Here is a 14,292-nt window from a genome sequence, read left to right as displayed (position 1 = left end):
GGATGGCAGATGCAACGACTAATACAAAACCAGTAAATACAAATGTAACAGATGACCTTTATTATTCCAATTATAAGAAGCCAACGAAGCAAACGGGTAATAGTGATCTTGGAAAGGATGCTTTCTTACAGTTATTAATTACTCAATTACAACACCAAGATCCAACAAATCCAATGGACGACCGAGAATTCATTTCTCAAATGGCACAATTCTCTTCTTTAGAACAAATGCAAAATATGACAAAAGCGATGGAATCATTACTTGTCTCACAGCAGCAAACACAGCTTATGAATTATACATCATTTGTTGGTAAGGAAGTAAAATGGCACGAGCTAACAGATAAGCTAGATGAAAAAGGGAAACCTGTTATTAATGAAGGAACAGGCACAATTAAATCGGTGAAGTTTGTGGATGGTGAAGCGGTGTTTGTACTAGCCGATGGTAAGGAATTAACTCCTAGTAATATTTCAGCTATTTTAGACGGTTCGAGTGATAATGTAGTAACAGAATCTGAATCTCCACTTGTACAAGCAAGCAAACTAATTGGTAAAAATGTTACGTATATGGATGGCGAGAAAGAACTACAAGGACGTATCGTTTCTGTGACAACTAAAGATGGCGTAACTCATTATGTCTTAGATAATGATAAAAAATTAACAGATAAAGATTTTACCGTAGTAAGCGAATAGAGGTGGAGAAAAATGATGGATAAGTTTTCAATACATCGTGTACCATTGCATCCATCTATTCGCCAGACACAACCTACGCCAATAAAATCACAGCAATCGTTTAAAGCTCATTTACAAGAGGCTACCAATCAACAAGAGTTAAAAGTGAGTAAGCATGCCCATGAACGTATTATGGAGCGTAAGATAGCGATTTCTGAACAAGAATGGCAGGTTGTATCGGACAAGGTATTTGAAGCACACTCAAAAGGTGTCAAACAACCATTAGTCTTGATGGATCAAGCAGCTCTAATTGTCAGCGCTAAAAACGCAACTGTCATTACAGCAATGGACCGCACGGAAGCGAAACAACAAATATTTACAAATATTGATGGCACAATAGTGCTATAAGGGCTGGACCTTTGAAAGGAAGCCTATGTGTGCTGATTGATAGAGGCACACAATATAAATGAAGGGAGAACGACATTATGTTACGTTCTATGTATTCAGGTATTTCAGGTCTTAAAAACTTCCAAACAAAACTAGACGTTATTGGTAATAATATTGCTAACGTTAATACAGTTGGTTTTAAAAAGGGGCGTGTTAATTTTAAAGACTTAATGTCTCAAACACAGGCAGGCGCATCAGGGTCTACTGCGACGCGTGGAGGCGTAAACCCACAACAAGTAGGTTTAGGTTCACAATTAGCTGCTATCGATACTATCCACGGTGGCGGATCCTTACAGAGTACAGGGCGTGGCCTAGATTTAGCTATTGAAGGCGATGGATTCTTTATGGTGGGTGACGCGAATGGCGCTCCAGATGAAACTACTGGATTTATTGGTGAAGATGGATTCAATAACACGTTATTTACACGTAATGGTATTTTCTATATGGACAACAATGGCTACTTAGTTAATGCCGATGGAAAATATTTAGTTGGTGTAACGGCTGGCGATGAGATTGTTATTGAGAAGGATGATACAGGTATCGCACTGGATGATGCACCAAATGCATCTGGAGATGAAGGTGAAAACTTATTTGATGATGCTGGGGAGTTAACACCTGCTGAGGGTGATTTAGGACCAATTCGTATCCCGACAACAGCTAAAGAGGTAAATATTGGGCCTGATGGTAAGGTAACTTATGTAGATTTAAATGGTGATCAACAGTGGGCTGGACAATTGGTGATGGCTAAATTCCCGAACGCTGGCGGTCTTGCTAAAGTAGGAGGCAATTACTATCAACAAACTACAAACTCGGGTGCAGCGTATGCACAAGTAGCAACTGTAGCAGGTATGGGTAAAGTTGTTCCGGGAGCGGTAGAAATGTCCAACGTAGACCTTTCAGAAGAATTTACGGAAATGATTGTGGCGCAACGTGGTTTCCAATCAAATACACGTATTATCACAACTTCTGATGAAATTCTTCAAGAGCTTGTGAATTTAAAACGCTAAGTAATTTGTAAGTAAAGAAATACCGGTTAAGATTACAAAGTGGTCAAAACTAAAAACATAATTTCATATGAGGGAGGGTCGGGCCGGCTCTCGTGCTAGACCCGGCCCTATTTCAATGATTGAACTAACACGTTTAAATGGCAAAGTATTTACATTGAATGCTTTATACATAGAAACGGTCGAATCTTTTCCAGATACGACCATTACATTAACGACTGGAACTAAAATCATTGTTTTACAGAGTGAAGATGAGGTGCGACAAAAGGTAACAGCCTTTTATAAAAATATACAAATACTATCAAACCCGCATCTACGAGGTGAAGAAGATGAAGAATAACAAAGTGTTAACGATGATTATCATCGTACTAGTAGCAATCATACTTATCGGGGGGATTGGGTTTGTGTTATATACCCAATTTAATAAGCCAGCAGGATCTCTTGAGCCAACCATTGATGAAATCGTAGAAGCTTCTGTAGAAATTCCGGAAATTACGACAAATCTAGCTGATAACAAAATTGTACGCATATCGTTAAAAATTCAAACAACAAATAAAGATGCTGGTACTGAGTTAACGAAGCGTGATTTCCAAGTGAAAAACATTGTTATTCAAGAGCTTTCTGAAATGGAGCAAAAGGATTTAGAAGGTAAGAAAGGTAAACAAATTTTCCAACAATCATTAAAAACACGATTAAATGAATTGATGCAAGAGGGAGAAGTTCAGGAAATTTATATTACCTCCTTCATCACACAATAATAAAGAAACTGCTTGAAATGGAGGTGGGCAAATGGCAGGAGATGTATTATCTCAATCAGAGATAGATGCGCTGCTTTCCGCAATATCAACGGGGGAAATGTCAGCTGATGATATAAAAAAAGAGGACGAGGTGCGTAAGGTTAAAGTGTATGACTTTAAACGTGCACTACGTTTCTCAAAAGATCAAATCCGAAGTTTGACCCGAATACATGAAAATTTTGCACGATTACTGACAACCTTCTTTTCTGCACAGCTGAGAAGCTATGTGCAGATTACTGTTGCATCAGTGGACCAAATACCATTTGAAGAGTTTGTACGTTCGATTCCGAATATGACACTCATTAATGTGTTTGAAGTGCCGCCATTAGATGGTAATATCTTAATGGAAATAAACCCAAACATTGCCTACTCTATGTTAGATCGTTTAATGGGCGGTAGTGGGGCGAGTCATAGTAATGTGGATAACTTAACAGAAATTGAAACTAAAATTATGACAAACCTTTTTGAACGCTCATTCGACAATTTACGCGAGGCATGGGAAAATGTTGCGGAAATTGATCCGATTTTAGTAGAGCTTGAGGTCAACCCTCAATTTTTACAAATGATTTCGCCAAATGAAACGGTTGTCGTTATTTCCTTAAATACGATAATCGGTGAGACAAGCGGTATGATCAATATTTGTATTCCGCATGTTGTATTGGAGCCTATTGTTCCAAATCTTTCTGTTCGCTACTGGATGCAGGCAAATACAAAAGAGATGTCTCCAGAGCAAACAAAAATGCTTGAAACAAGCGTGAAACAAGCACAACTACCGGTTTCTGTTGAACTAGGTATTACCGACATTACCATTGAGGATTTCCTCACAATGCAAATTGGGGATGTCATTCAATTAGAACAAAAAATTGAAGATCCACTACTATTAAAGGTAGGAACATTACCGAAATTTACGGTTCAACCAGGAAAACAAGGTAAAAAATTAGCAATCCAGATTATCGACCCTTTGAAAGGAGGAGACGAAGATGAGTGATGAAATGCTCTCCCAAGAAGAAATTGAAGCGTTATTAAGGGGCGAAACGTTGGAAGATAAAAACAGCGGCACTGAAGCTTCTACAAATGAGGATATGAATGATTTAAGAGTAGAGGATTACCTCGATTCGTTTGCCCAAGATGCGTTAGGTGAAGTAGGAAATATATCTTTTGGAAGCTCTGCCACAGCGCTTTCAGCGTTACTAGGGCAAAAGGTAGATATTACTACCCCAAGTATTTCAATGATTAACCGAAATAAATTAGAAGAGGAATTTCCTCATCCTTATGTAGCCGTACAGGTTGAATATACAATCGGATTAACAGGTATGAATTTACTCGTTATTAAGCAATCCGATGCAGCGATTATTGCTGATTTAATGTTAGGTGGAGATGGCTTAAATCCGAAACCAGATTTAAGTGAGATTCAGCTAAGTGCCGTGCAAGAAGCTATGAATCAAATGATGGGTTCTGCGGCTACTTCAATGTCGACAGTATTTAATAAAAAAGTGGATATTTCTCCACCTACTATCGACTTAATGAATATTTCTCAAAATGAAGGACGAGAAAATATTCCTGAAGATGATTTACTCGTAAAAGTATCGTTCAGATTGAGAATTGGTAATTTAATTGATTCGAATATCATGCAATTATTACCGCTGAAATTTAGTCAAAATATTGTTAAATCTCTATTAGGAGAAACAGAATCAATCGAAGAACCTGTGGCTGCAACACTAGCACCTGAAGCGCCAGTGGCACCGTCGCCTGTCCAACCACAGGCGCCTATGCAACCACAAGCACCTGTAACACCACCGCCTGCGCAGCCAGTATATCAACAGCAGCCAGTGCCGGTGCAGCAACCAATGTATCAAGAGCAACAGCCGATTCCGCAAGCAACAAGACCTGTTCAACCGGTCAATGTTCAACAAGCACGGTTTGCTAGTTTTGATCCGAATGTTATCTCGCAATCTGAAGCTAGAAATTTAAATATGCTACTTGATATTCCATTGCAAGTTACTGTAGAGTTAGGACGTACAAAGCGTTCTGTAAAAGAGATATTAGAACTATCTAGTGGTTCGATTATTGAACTAGATAAATTAGCTGGTGAACCAGTTGATATTTTAGTTAATAGCCGTTTAATAGCTAAAGGTGAAGTCGTTGTTATTGATGAAAACTTCGGTGTCCGTATTACAGATGTTTTAAGTCAAGCAGAGCGTTTGAATAATTTAAGATAGTTTCAATTGGAGGAGTTAACCATGTCTAAAAGAATTTTGATTGTAGACGATGCTGCATTCATGCGCATGATGATCAAGGATATTTTATCGAAAAATGGATTTGAAGTTGTTGGGGAGGCAGCTGATGGTTTACAGGCTGTTGAAAAGTACAACGAATTAAAGCCAGATTTAGTAACAATGGATATTACAATGCCAGAGATGGACGGTATTGCAGCTCTTAAAGCAATTAAGGGCTCACATCCAAATGCAACTGTTATTATGTGTTCAGCAATGGGACAACAAGCAATGGTAATCGATGCAATTCAAGCAGGTGCGAAAGACTTTATTGTGAAACCTTTCCAAGCTGATCGTGTAATTGAAGCGATTCAAAAAGCTCTAGGATGATTGAATGCAAATGTTAAAATCATTTCGTCTAACGATGATTTTCGCATTTCTTGTATCCTTCCTGTTTTTGTACCCTACAACGACTTCTGTATATGCAGAATCTGACACGAATTTTGTGAGCGACTGCATTAAAGGAGATTGTAAAGAAGCTAGTACTCCAGCTGCTAAGAAAGATTCAGATTTACCAGCGGCTGGAGGCTTATCTGCGTGGGAATACATAAAAATGGTTTTGGCGCTTATTTTTGTTGTAGCTTTATTTTATGGATTAATGAAGTTTTTAAATAAAAGAAATTTAAACTTTCAACGTAATCAATTAGTACAAAATTTAGGCGGTTTATCACTAGGTGCCCAAAAGTCGGTACAACTATTACAAGTAGGTAAAACACTCTATTTAGTTGGGATTGGTGAGGATGTCCAGCTATTACGTGAAATTACTGATCCCGATGAAGTTGCAACACTTTTAGCACTATATAATGAACGACAAGAACTTGCAGCAACATCACCGTATATTGCAGAAGTATTATCTAAGTTTAAGAGAAAAAATAATGAAAGTTCATCCGTACAGCAAAAACAAACCTCTTTTGGTGAGCTGTTCGAAAAAAAGATTTCCGAAATTAAACAGGAGCGCAATGAAGAACTGGAGAAATGGAAGCAAAAGGAGAATGATGAGAAATGAATGATGTAATCAGTATTTTTTCCAACAGCGATCCGACAAATGTCTCCAGCTCTGTGAAGCTTCTATTGCTGTTAACAGTTCTTTCACTGGCACCGAGTATTTTAATTTTGATGACATCGTTTACACGAATTGTTATTGTGTTATCGTTTACGCGTACTGCATTGGCGACACAGCAAATGCCGCCAAACCAGGTCATTGTAGGTCTTGCTTTATTTTTAACTTTCTTTATCATGGCCCCAACTTTTCAAGAGGTCAACAAAGAGGCATTACAGCCATTGTTTTCTGAGGAAATTGGCCTTGAAGAAGCGTATGATCGTGCCAGTGAGCCTTTTAAAGAGTTTATGAGTAAGCATACAAGGCAAAAGGATCTTGATTTATTTTTAAAGTATAATAAGGCAGAAAAGCCAGCATCTGTAGAAGAAATTCCTCTTACAATGCTAGTACCTGCTTTTGCATTAAGTGAGATTAAAACAGCGTTTCAAATCGGCTTTATGATTTTTATTCCATTCCTAGTAATCGACATGATTGTCGCAAGTACGCTAATGTCGATGGGGATGATGATGTTACCACCGGTAATGATTTCATTGCCGTTTAAGATTTTATTATTTGTACTCGTGGATGGTTGGTATCTTGTGATGAAATCATTACTACAAAGTTTTTAGGGGATGATACAGTATGACAGGTGAATTGGTTATTTCAATTGCAGAGCGTGCCATTATGATTATCCTTCTAACAAGCGGTCCGCTACTATTAGTTGCTTTAATCACTGGTTTAGCGGTAAGTATTTTTCAGGCAACAACATCGATTCAAGAGCAAACTTTAGCATTCGTTCCAAAAATCATCGCTGTATTAGTAGCCATCGTATTTTTCGGTCCTTGGATGTTATCACAAGTGACTAGCTATGCGAGAGACATTTTTGAGAATTTAACGCGTTATATAGGGTGAGTAGATGAATGAATTAATCCCGCATTTTACGGTTTTTTTATTAGTACTTGTGCGCGTATCGGCATTTTTTGTCACGGTGCCTTTTTTCTCGTACAGAACGATTCCGCCACAAGTTAAAATTACTCTCGCATTAGTTTTAGCTTGGATGATGTATTACACAATTGACGTCGAACCATTTGTATTTAATGGTGATTACATACTTTTAGTGATGAAAGAAGCACTCATTGGACTGTTACTCGGTTTAGTGGGCTATATCATCATGTCGGCAATTCAAATTGCCGGAAGCTTTATAGATTTTCAAATGGGTTTTGCCATTGCCAATATTATTGACCCGCAAACAGGTGCGCAAAGTCCATTGATCGGACAATTTTTTAATACGCTAGCATTACTTTTCTTACTAGCTATCAATGGACATCATATGATTCTCGATGGAATTTATTATAGTTATCAATTTTTACCGATGGATCAAGGATTTCCTAATTTCGCAAATGACGGTTATATAGAGTTTATCATCACAACATTTACGGCTGTTTTTGCGATTGCCTTTCAAATGGCGGCTCCTGTTGTAGCAACTTTATTTTTAGTCGACTTGGCGCTAGGGATCACAGCGAAAACTGTACCACAATTAAATATTTTTGTTGTCGGTTTTCCTATTAAAATAGGCGTTAGTTTTCTAGTGTTATTTACAATGATGGCTGTAATGATTCAAGTTATTCAAAAGCTTATTACCATTATGATTTATGCTATGAGTGATGTAATGGCTATTTTAGGTGGTGGGTAAAATGTTGCTACTTCTGGATTTAGATTTACAGTATTTTGCGGGAGAAAAAACGGAAAAGGCGACGCCTAAAAAACGACAAGATGCTCGAAAAAAAGGTCAGGTTGTCAAAAGTCAGGATATTTCCAGTGCAATTGTCATGCTCATGGTATTTATCTTTTTATTCTTCTTTGCAGGTTCACTGCGAGACGATCTTTTAGCTTTTTTCAGGCAAACTTTTATTCATAACATACGCGTAGAAACACTAACAATTGATAGCGTGATGAGTCTATTTACAGAAACATTAGTGCAAATGGCTTTTATTATTGTCCCAATAATGGGAATTGCATTTGTTGGAGCATTAGCAGGTAACTTCCTACAGTTTGGTTTCCTGTTTACATTAGAGCCGATGAAGTTTGATTTAAAAAAAATGGACCCGATCAAAGGGTTGAAAAAAATATTTTCTGTTAAAGCCATTATAGAGCTTCTCAAGTCAGTATTAAAGATTAGCTTCATAGGTGGCGTTACGACAATTATCGTTTGGACAAATTTGCCGGAAGTTTTGGCGTTATCCTTTAAAAGCCCATGGATGACTCTTATTACAGTGGGTAAGCTTGTTGGTATCATGGGGATTGCTGCTTCTCTCGTCTTACTATGTGTATCCCTTTTAGACTGGATGTATCAAAAACATGATTACGAAAAAAATCTTAAAATGTCTAAGCAAGACATTAAAGATGAATATAAAAATAGTGAGGGCGATCCGCTGATAAAATCGAAAATCAAACAACGCCAACGCGAAATGGCGATGCGTCGAATGATGTCAGAGGTTCCAAACGCCGATGTTGTCATAACAAACCCAACTCACTATGCGATTGCCATCAAATATGATGATGAAAGTATGGATGCCCCACGCATCGTTGCAAAGGGTACGGACTTTATCGCTCAAAAAATTAAACTGATTGCGAAAGAACATGATGTGGTTATGGTTGAAAATAGACCATTAGCACGAGCGATGTACGATCAAGTAGAAATTGGCGATCAAGTACCAGAAGAGTTTTTCAAAGCAATAGCAGAAGTACTTGCTTATGTTTATCGAATTAAGCGGAAAATTTAAAGCTTTTAGTAGGAGGGACACAAATGAAAGTTCGCGATATAGGAGTATTAGGTGCGGTTATTTTAATCGTTGCGATGCTCATCATCCCTCTTCCTCCGTGGATGTTAAGTTTCTTAATCGTCATTAATATTACATTAGGATTAATAGTATTGTTAACAGCAATGAGTATGAAGGAAGCGCTAGACTTTTCTATTTTTCCTTCAGTTATTTTATTGTTAACTTTGTTCCGACTCGGACTGAGTGTTTCTACAACACGTGCCATTTTAGCAAAAGGTGATGCTGGTTCTGTTGTAGAAACGTTTGGGGACTTTGTAGTCGGCGGGAATGTACTAGTTGGTTTAGTTGTATTCTTAATTCTTGTGTTAATTCAGTTTATCGTTATTACAAAAGGAGCGGAGCGTGTAGCAGAAGTAGCAGCACGTTTCACACTTGATGCGATGCCGGGTAAACAAATGAGTATTGATGCTGACTTAAATGCAGGAGTTATTTCTGAGCGGGAAGCACGTGAACGACGCGAGAAAGTAGCGGGTGAAGCGGACTTCTACGGAGCGATGGATGGTGCCACAAAATTCGTAAAAGGGGATGCCATTGCCTCAATGGTCATGGTTATTATCAACTTATTATTTGGTATCATCATCGGTGTTGTGCAGATGAAGCTTCCATTTGCAGAGGCAGCAAATCATTTTTCTAAGTTAACAGTGGGAGATGGTATTGTCTCACAAATTCCTGCGCTACTGATTTCTACAGCGACAGGGATTGTCGTAACACGTGCATCTTCTAAAGGTAGTCTTGGTGAAGATATTACGGGACAGTTATTTGCTCAAGCAAAACTGCTTTATGTAGCGGGTGGAACAATACTTTTACTTGGATTTTTCACACCTATACCTATCTGGATAACAATTCCAATTGGTGGTTCACTAATTGCTGGTGCTTATATGATGGATCATAAGAAACCAGAGGATGAAGAGGAATTACTTGAAATTGAGGAAGAAGTGGCAACAGACGGCATGAAGAGCCCTGAAAACGTTGTGAATTTATTAAATGTGGACCCAATCGAGTTTGAGTTTGGCTATGGTTTAATACCGTTAGTAGATGCTGCACAAGGCGGCGATTTATTAGATCGAGTTATTATGATACGTCGACAGTTAGCATTAGAATTAGGGATTGTCATTCCAGTTGTCCGTATTCGCGATAATATTCAATTACAACCAAATGAATATCGAATTAAAATAAAGGGTAATGAAATGGCACGTGGTGAACTTCTGCTTGATCATTATTTAGCAATGAGTCCAGGAGATGATGATTCTATCGAAGGAATTGACACGGTTGAACCGTCATTTGGCCTACCTGCAAAATGGATTACAGAGCAAGTGAAAGAGGATGCCGAAATGTTTGGCTACACAGTTGTTGACCCACCAAGCGTTGTGTCGACTCACTTAACGGAAATGATTCGTGCAAATGCTTATGAATTACTCGGTCGTCAAGAGACGAAGCAGTTAATCGATCATTTACGTGAAACGCATCCAATTTTAGTTGAAGAGTTAACACCTGCTCCATTATCGACTGGAGAAATTCAAAAAGTACTTGGTAAACTTCTACGAGAAAACGTTTCAGTGCGAAACTTACCAATTATTTTTGAGACTCTAGCAGACTATGCAAAGTTAACGAGTGATACTGATATATTAACTGAGTATGTACGTCAAGCGTTGGCACGTCAAATCACTTCTCAATACGTAGGGGACAGCTCATCATTAAAAGTTATTACTGTCTCCGGTAAAGTAGAGAAATTAATTGCTGATAGTATTCAACAAACGGATCATGGAAATTATTTAGCGATGGATCCACAAGATTCTCAAACGATTTTAGAGACCATTGCTGCAGAAGTGGAACGCGTTTCCTTTATGGAACAATCTGCTATTATTTTATGCTCTCCAGCAGTTCGTATGTATTTACGTCAACTTACGGAGCGCTATTTCCCGCAAATTCCAGTTCTATCTTACAACGAACTTGATGCTACGGTTGAAATTCAAAGTGTTGGGGTGGTGAATGTTGAATGAAAATGAAAAAATATTATGCATCCTCCATACCAGAAGCGATGAAGCTTGTGCGTGCTGAATTAGGTGAGGACGCTGTCATTTTGAACTCAAAAGTAGTCGTTACAAAAAAGTTTTTTGGAATCATTAAAAAGAAGAGCTTTGAGGTTGTTGCAGGTATCGATTCAATGGAGCCAAGTAATATGGCTCCAGCACCTGTAGCTTTACCTACATCAACAACTAAACATGAAAATGCAAGGTTACAAGAGATTACGAACGCTGTTCAAGCTAAAATACACCAAGTACAGCCGCAGAATGATGCGCCCTTACATGGGGAAGCTAGCATTTCTGAAGATTTGAGGAAGGAAATTGCAGATTTAAAATCTTTAATGCATTCGATGCATAAGAAGACTATCCAAGATCAATATCCAGATGAACTCTTATCCTTCATTGAATACTTAAGACAGCAAGAGCTAAGTGAGGAGCTCATCACAACGATTGGTGATGAGCTTTTTGCGCATGTCAAAGAAGCGTCAGACATCAATTTTTCGCAATGTAAGATGATTACGAAAAGTTTATTGCGCAAAGAATTAGAGGATCTACCAGTTGGAGGTATATCCTATGAAAAAAAATATATTAATGTGTTAGGACCAACAGGAGTCGGAAAGACTACGACAATTGCTAAAATGGCTGCTAGAGCAGTTTTAGAAAAAAAGAAAAAAGTAGGATTTATCACGACAGATACTTACCGTATTGCCGCAATTGAGCAATTAAAAACGTATGCTGGACTGTTACAGGCTCCTGTCGAAATTGCCTATAATGCAACAGATTTTGAACAAGCAATCCACCGATTGGCCCATTTAGATATAGTGTTTATAGATACAGCAGGCCGCAATTATAAAGAAGTAAAATATGTAGATGATTTGCAGCGTCTCATAAAATTTGATGATCAAGCAGAGTCCTTCTTAGTACTTGCAATGACAACAAAAGAAAAGGACATGGCAAACATTATCGAGCAATTTAAGCAATTACAAATTGAAAAATTCATTTTTACAAAGATTGATGAAACAAATTCTATTGGCACAATGATTAATTTAATGATTAAATATAATAAGGGACTTGCTTACTATACGAATGGTCAAGAAGTACCAGAAGATATTGAAGAAGCTGATCTAGAAGCAGTACTAAATTTATTTTTTCAAGGTGAAGAAAAATGAGAGACCAAGCTGAAACATTACGCTTGAAAATGTTGAAACAGCAGGGTGAATTAGGTAGAGCAATTGCGGTTGTAAGTGGCAAAGGTGGGGTTGGAAAAAGTAACTTCACGACGAATTTTGCCATTACATTGGCCAATAAAGGGAAAAAAGTTGTCATCGTTGATATGGATATTGGTATGGGCAATATCAATATTTTAATTGGAAAAAATGTTTCTTATAGTTTAAAAGATTACTTGGAAGGAAATGAGTTACTGGATGATGTAATATTTGAAGGTCCTTACAATTTAAGATATATTTCAGGTGGGTCTGGTATGTCGGGCGTCTTAGAATGGTCAGAGGCAATGTTTGAACGACTCGTTCACGCATTTGAGCAACTTCAACAAACCTTTGATTACATTTTGTTCGATATGGGAGCAGGAGCTACTAATTGGTCATTAGATTTATTAACTTCTATAGATGAAATTATTGTTTTATCTACGGCAGAGCCAACATCTATAACAGACGCTTATTCAATGATGAAATATATTCATATGCGAGATGCGGACAAGCAATTTTATGTACTCTGTAACCGAGCTTATAGTAAAGAAGAAGGACTGGAAACCAATGAGCGACTAAAGCTTACGATGAAACGGTTTTTGGACAAAGAGGTTACGATACTAGGCTCATTACCAGAAGATTCTGCTGTGCGTAAGGCTGTGCGTGAGCAGGTGCCTTTTTCACTTGCCTATCCAGACGCACTTATTACAAAGACACTGCAACTTATAGTAGCGCGTTTTATGGAACACCGTGTGGAAGAAGTTCATGCACATGATCAGTCAGTAGGTAAATTTTTAACAAAATTAAGAAATATTTTTTCGAAAGGACGTGATTAATTGGACTTTTTACATAAAAGCAAGCTATTAGTTGTTGATGATTCTGCTTTTATGAGAAAGCTAATTAGTGACTTTTTTGTTGGCAACTCGAAGGTTGAGGTAGTTGGAACAGCACGAAATGGGAAAGATGCGGTAAAAAAGATTCAGACATTGCAACCAACAGTCGTGACGATGGATATTGAGATGCCTGAAATGAATGGGCTTGATGCTTTAAAAGAAATTATGACTGTATGTCCAGTACCTGTTGTTATGCTCTCTAGTACAACTCAACGAGGAGCAGAAAATGCCTTATCGGCAATTGAATTTGGGGCAGTGGATTTTGTCGCAAAGCCGAGCGGAACAATTTCTCTTGATTTAAATAAAATCCAAACTGAACTTGTCCACAAGGTTGAACAAGCATCGTTGGTACCTATTTCGAAATTAAAGAAACCTTCTAGTACTAAAAGACAACAAGAACAGCCATTACAAGCAAGTATCATTAGAAGAAATTCACTTAGTGAAGACAGGGTGACTCCTTCTGACAATGTTTTTCCGACAAGGGCAGAACTATCAAAGCCACATGTAGAATGGAGTAAAGTAGGTCGGAAAATTGTACTGATAGGTACCTCCACAGGCGGGCCTAGAGCTTTACAAGAAGTAATTACAAAAATCCCAAAATCAATTCAAGCTCCCATTTTAATTGTCCAGCATATGCCGGCAGGATTTACAAAATCTCTTGCTAATCGTCTGGATCAATTGAGTGAGATTAGCGTAAAAGAAGCTGAGCAAGGTGATATTCTGCAAAATGGAGTAGCGTATATTGCCCCTGGTGGGTATCATTTAAAACTTAGAAAAATAGGTACCTCCTTTGGCATAGTCCTTGATAATAATGAACCACCTAGATCTGGACATCGACCTTCAGTAGATGTGATGTTTGAAGATGTTAGCCAATTTAAAGATTTTGATAAAGTAGCTGTTATTATGACGGGTATGGGCCATGATGGGTCTGACGGACTAAAAGCACTAAAAAGTACTGGAAATGTGATGGCAATCGCTGAGTCAGCAGAAACTTGCATTGTGTATGGTATGCCGAAAGCGGCAGTGGAAACGCAGCTTGTCAATGAAGTAGCAGATGTAGATGATATTGCACAAACAATAATGAAATATTTGCCTTAAAGGG

The 14,292-nt window shown here is 38.0% G+C and carries 17 protein-coding genes; all 17 read left to right on the top strand.

What is annotated here, in order from left to right; all coding sequences use genetic code 11:
• The first annotated feature begins 2 nt into the window (after positions 1 to 2).
• The 17 genes from flgD (at position 3) to ACFTQ7_RS00430 (ending at position 14,288) form a co-directional block, all read left to right on the top strand.
• Positions 3 to 689, top strand: coding sequence for a flagellar hook assembly protein FlgD (gene flgD / locus ACFTQ7_RS00510; protein ID WP_386826802.1), 687 nt, complete (start codon positions 3 to 5; stop codon positions 687 to 689).
• Positions 690 to 704: 15 nt separating this feature from the next.
• Positions 705 to 1,076 carry a TIGR02530 family flagellar biosynthesis protein gene (locus ACFTQ7_RS00505; RefSeq protein WP_386827015.1) on the top strand — a complete coding sequence of 124 codons (372 nt, stop codon included), beginning with the start codon at positions 705 to 707 and terminating at the stop codon, positions 1,074 to 1,076.
• Between the two features lie 77 nt (positions 1,077 to 1,153).
• Positions 1,154 to 2,122 carry a flagellar hook-basal body complex protein gene (locus ACFTQ7_RS00500; protein ID WP_386826801.1) on the top strand — a complete coding sequence of 323 codons (969 nt, stop codon included), beginning with the start codon at positions 1,154 to 1,156 and terminating at the stop codon, positions 2,120 to 2,122.
• 115 nt (positions 2,123 to 2,237) lie between these two features.
• A complete protein-coding gene (locus tag ACFTQ7_RS00495; RefSeq protein ID WP_197141904.1) occupies positions 2,238 to 2,459 on the top strand; it encodes a flagellar FlbD family protein in 222 nt (73 codons plus the stop codon).
• On the top strand, positions 2,449 to 2,877 hold the full coding sequence (fliL, locus tag ACFTQ7_RS00490; protein WP_079560466.1) for a flagellar basal body-associated protein FliL: 429 nt from the start codon (positions 2,449 to 2,451) through the stop codon (positions 2,875 to 2,877). Before ACFTQ7_RS00495 ends, fliL begins: the two co-directional genes overlap by 11 nt.
• 31 nt (positions 2,878 to 2,908) lie before the next feature.
• A complete protein-coding gene (fliM, locus tag ACFTQ7_RS00485; RefSeq protein ID WP_079560467.1) occupies positions 2,909 to 3,904 on the top strand; it encodes a flagellar motor switch protein FliM in 996 nt (331 codons plus the stop codon).
• On the top strand, positions 3,897 to 5,135 hold the full coding sequence (gene fliY / locus ACFTQ7_RS00480; protein ID WP_386826800.1) for a flagellar motor switch phosphatase FliY: 1,239 nt from the start codon (positions 3,897 to 3,899) through the stop codon (positions 5,133 to 5,135). Before fliM ends, fliY begins: the two co-directional genes overlap by 8 nt.
• A gap of 21 nt (positions 5,136 to 5,156) precedes the next feature.
• Complete coding sequence (locus ACFTQ7_RS00475; RefSeq protein WP_079560469.1) at positions 5,157 to 5,519, top strand: response regulator; 363 nt, start codon at positions 5,157 to 5,159, stop codon at positions 5,517 to 5,519.
• A gap of 10 nt (positions 5,520 to 5,529) precedes the next feature.
• Positions 5,530 to 6,195 carry a flagellar biosynthetic protein FliO gene (locus ACFTQ7_RS00470; protein WP_386826799.1) on the top strand — a complete coding sequence of 222 codons (666 nt, stop codon included), beginning with the start codon at positions 5,530 to 5,532 and terminating at the stop codon, positions 6,193 to 6,195.
• Complete coding sequence (gene fliP / locus ACFTQ7_RS00465; protein WP_349660865.1) at positions 6,192 to 6,857, top strand: flagellar type III secretion system pore protein FliP; 666 nt, start codon at positions 6,192 to 6,194, stop codon at positions 6,855 to 6,857. The genes ACFTQ7_RS00470 and fliP overlap by 4 nt, the downstream gene beginning before the upstream one ends.
• Before the next feature lie 13 nt (positions 6,858 to 6,870).
• Entirely contained in the window at positions 6,871 to 7,140 is a 270-nt protein-coding gene (gene fliQ / locus ACFTQ7_RS00460) for a flagellar biosynthesis protein FliQ (protein ID WP_283871174.1), read from the top strand.
• A gap of 4 nt (positions 7,141 to 7,144) precedes the next feature.
• Positions 7,145 to 7,921 (top strand): flagellar biosynthetic protein FliR, encoded by a 777-nt coding sequence (gene fliR / locus ACFTQ7_RS00455; protein WP_386826798.1) that lies wholly within the window; start codon positions 7,145 to 7,147, stop codon positions 7,919 to 7,921.
• A gap of 1 nt (position 7,922) precedes the next feature.
• The gene (gene flhB, locus ACFTQ7_RS00450; RefSeq protein ID WP_386826797.1) at positions 7,923 to 9,011 is read left to right on the top strand and encodes a flagellar biosynthesis protein FlhB; all 1,089 of its coding nucleotides are present in this window, start codon (positions 7,923 to 7,925) and stop codon (positions 9,009 to 9,011) included.
• Between the two features lie 23 nt (positions 9,012 to 9,034).
• Positions 9,035 to 11,068 carry a flagellar biosynthesis protein FlhA gene (gene flhA, locus ACFTQ7_RS00445; RefSeq protein ID WP_349660867.1) on the top strand — a complete coding sequence of 678 codons (2,034 nt, stop codon included), beginning with the start codon at positions 9,035 to 9,037 and terminating at the stop codon, positions 11,066 to 11,068.
• The gene (flhF, locus tag ACFTQ7_RS00440; protein WP_349660868.1) at positions 11,065 to 12,261 is read left to right on the top strand and encodes a flagellar biosynthesis GTPase FlhF; all 1,197 of its coding nucleotides are present in this window, start codon (positions 11,065 to 11,067) and stop codon (positions 12,259 to 12,261) included. Before flhA ends, flhF begins: the two co-directional genes overlap by 4 nt.
• Positions 12,258 to 13,133 (top strand): MinD/ParA family protein, encoded by an 876-nt coding sequence (locus tag ACFTQ7_RS00435; protein ID WP_386826796.1) that lies wholly within the window; start codon positions 12,258 to 12,260, stop codon positions 13,131 to 13,133. Before flhF ends, ACFTQ7_RS00435 begins: the two co-directional genes overlap by 4 nt.
• The gene (locus tag ACFTQ7_RS00430; RefSeq protein WP_386826795.1) at positions 13,134 to 14,288 is read left to right on the top strand and encodes a protein-glutamate methylesterase/protein-glutamine glutaminase; all 1,155 of its coding nucleotides are present in this window, start codon (positions 13,134 to 13,136) and stop codon (positions 14,286 to 14,288) included.
• Positions 14,289 to 14,292 lie beyond the last annotated feature (4 nt).

It is taken from the genome of Lysinibacillus sp. NPDC056959 (genome assembly GCF_042674095.1).
Taxonomy (GTDB): Bacteria; Bacillota; Bacilli; order Bacillales_A; family Planococcaceae; genus Lysinibacillus; species Lysinibacillus zambalensis.
This window is presented reverse-complemented; position numbering and strand designations above follow the sequence as displayed.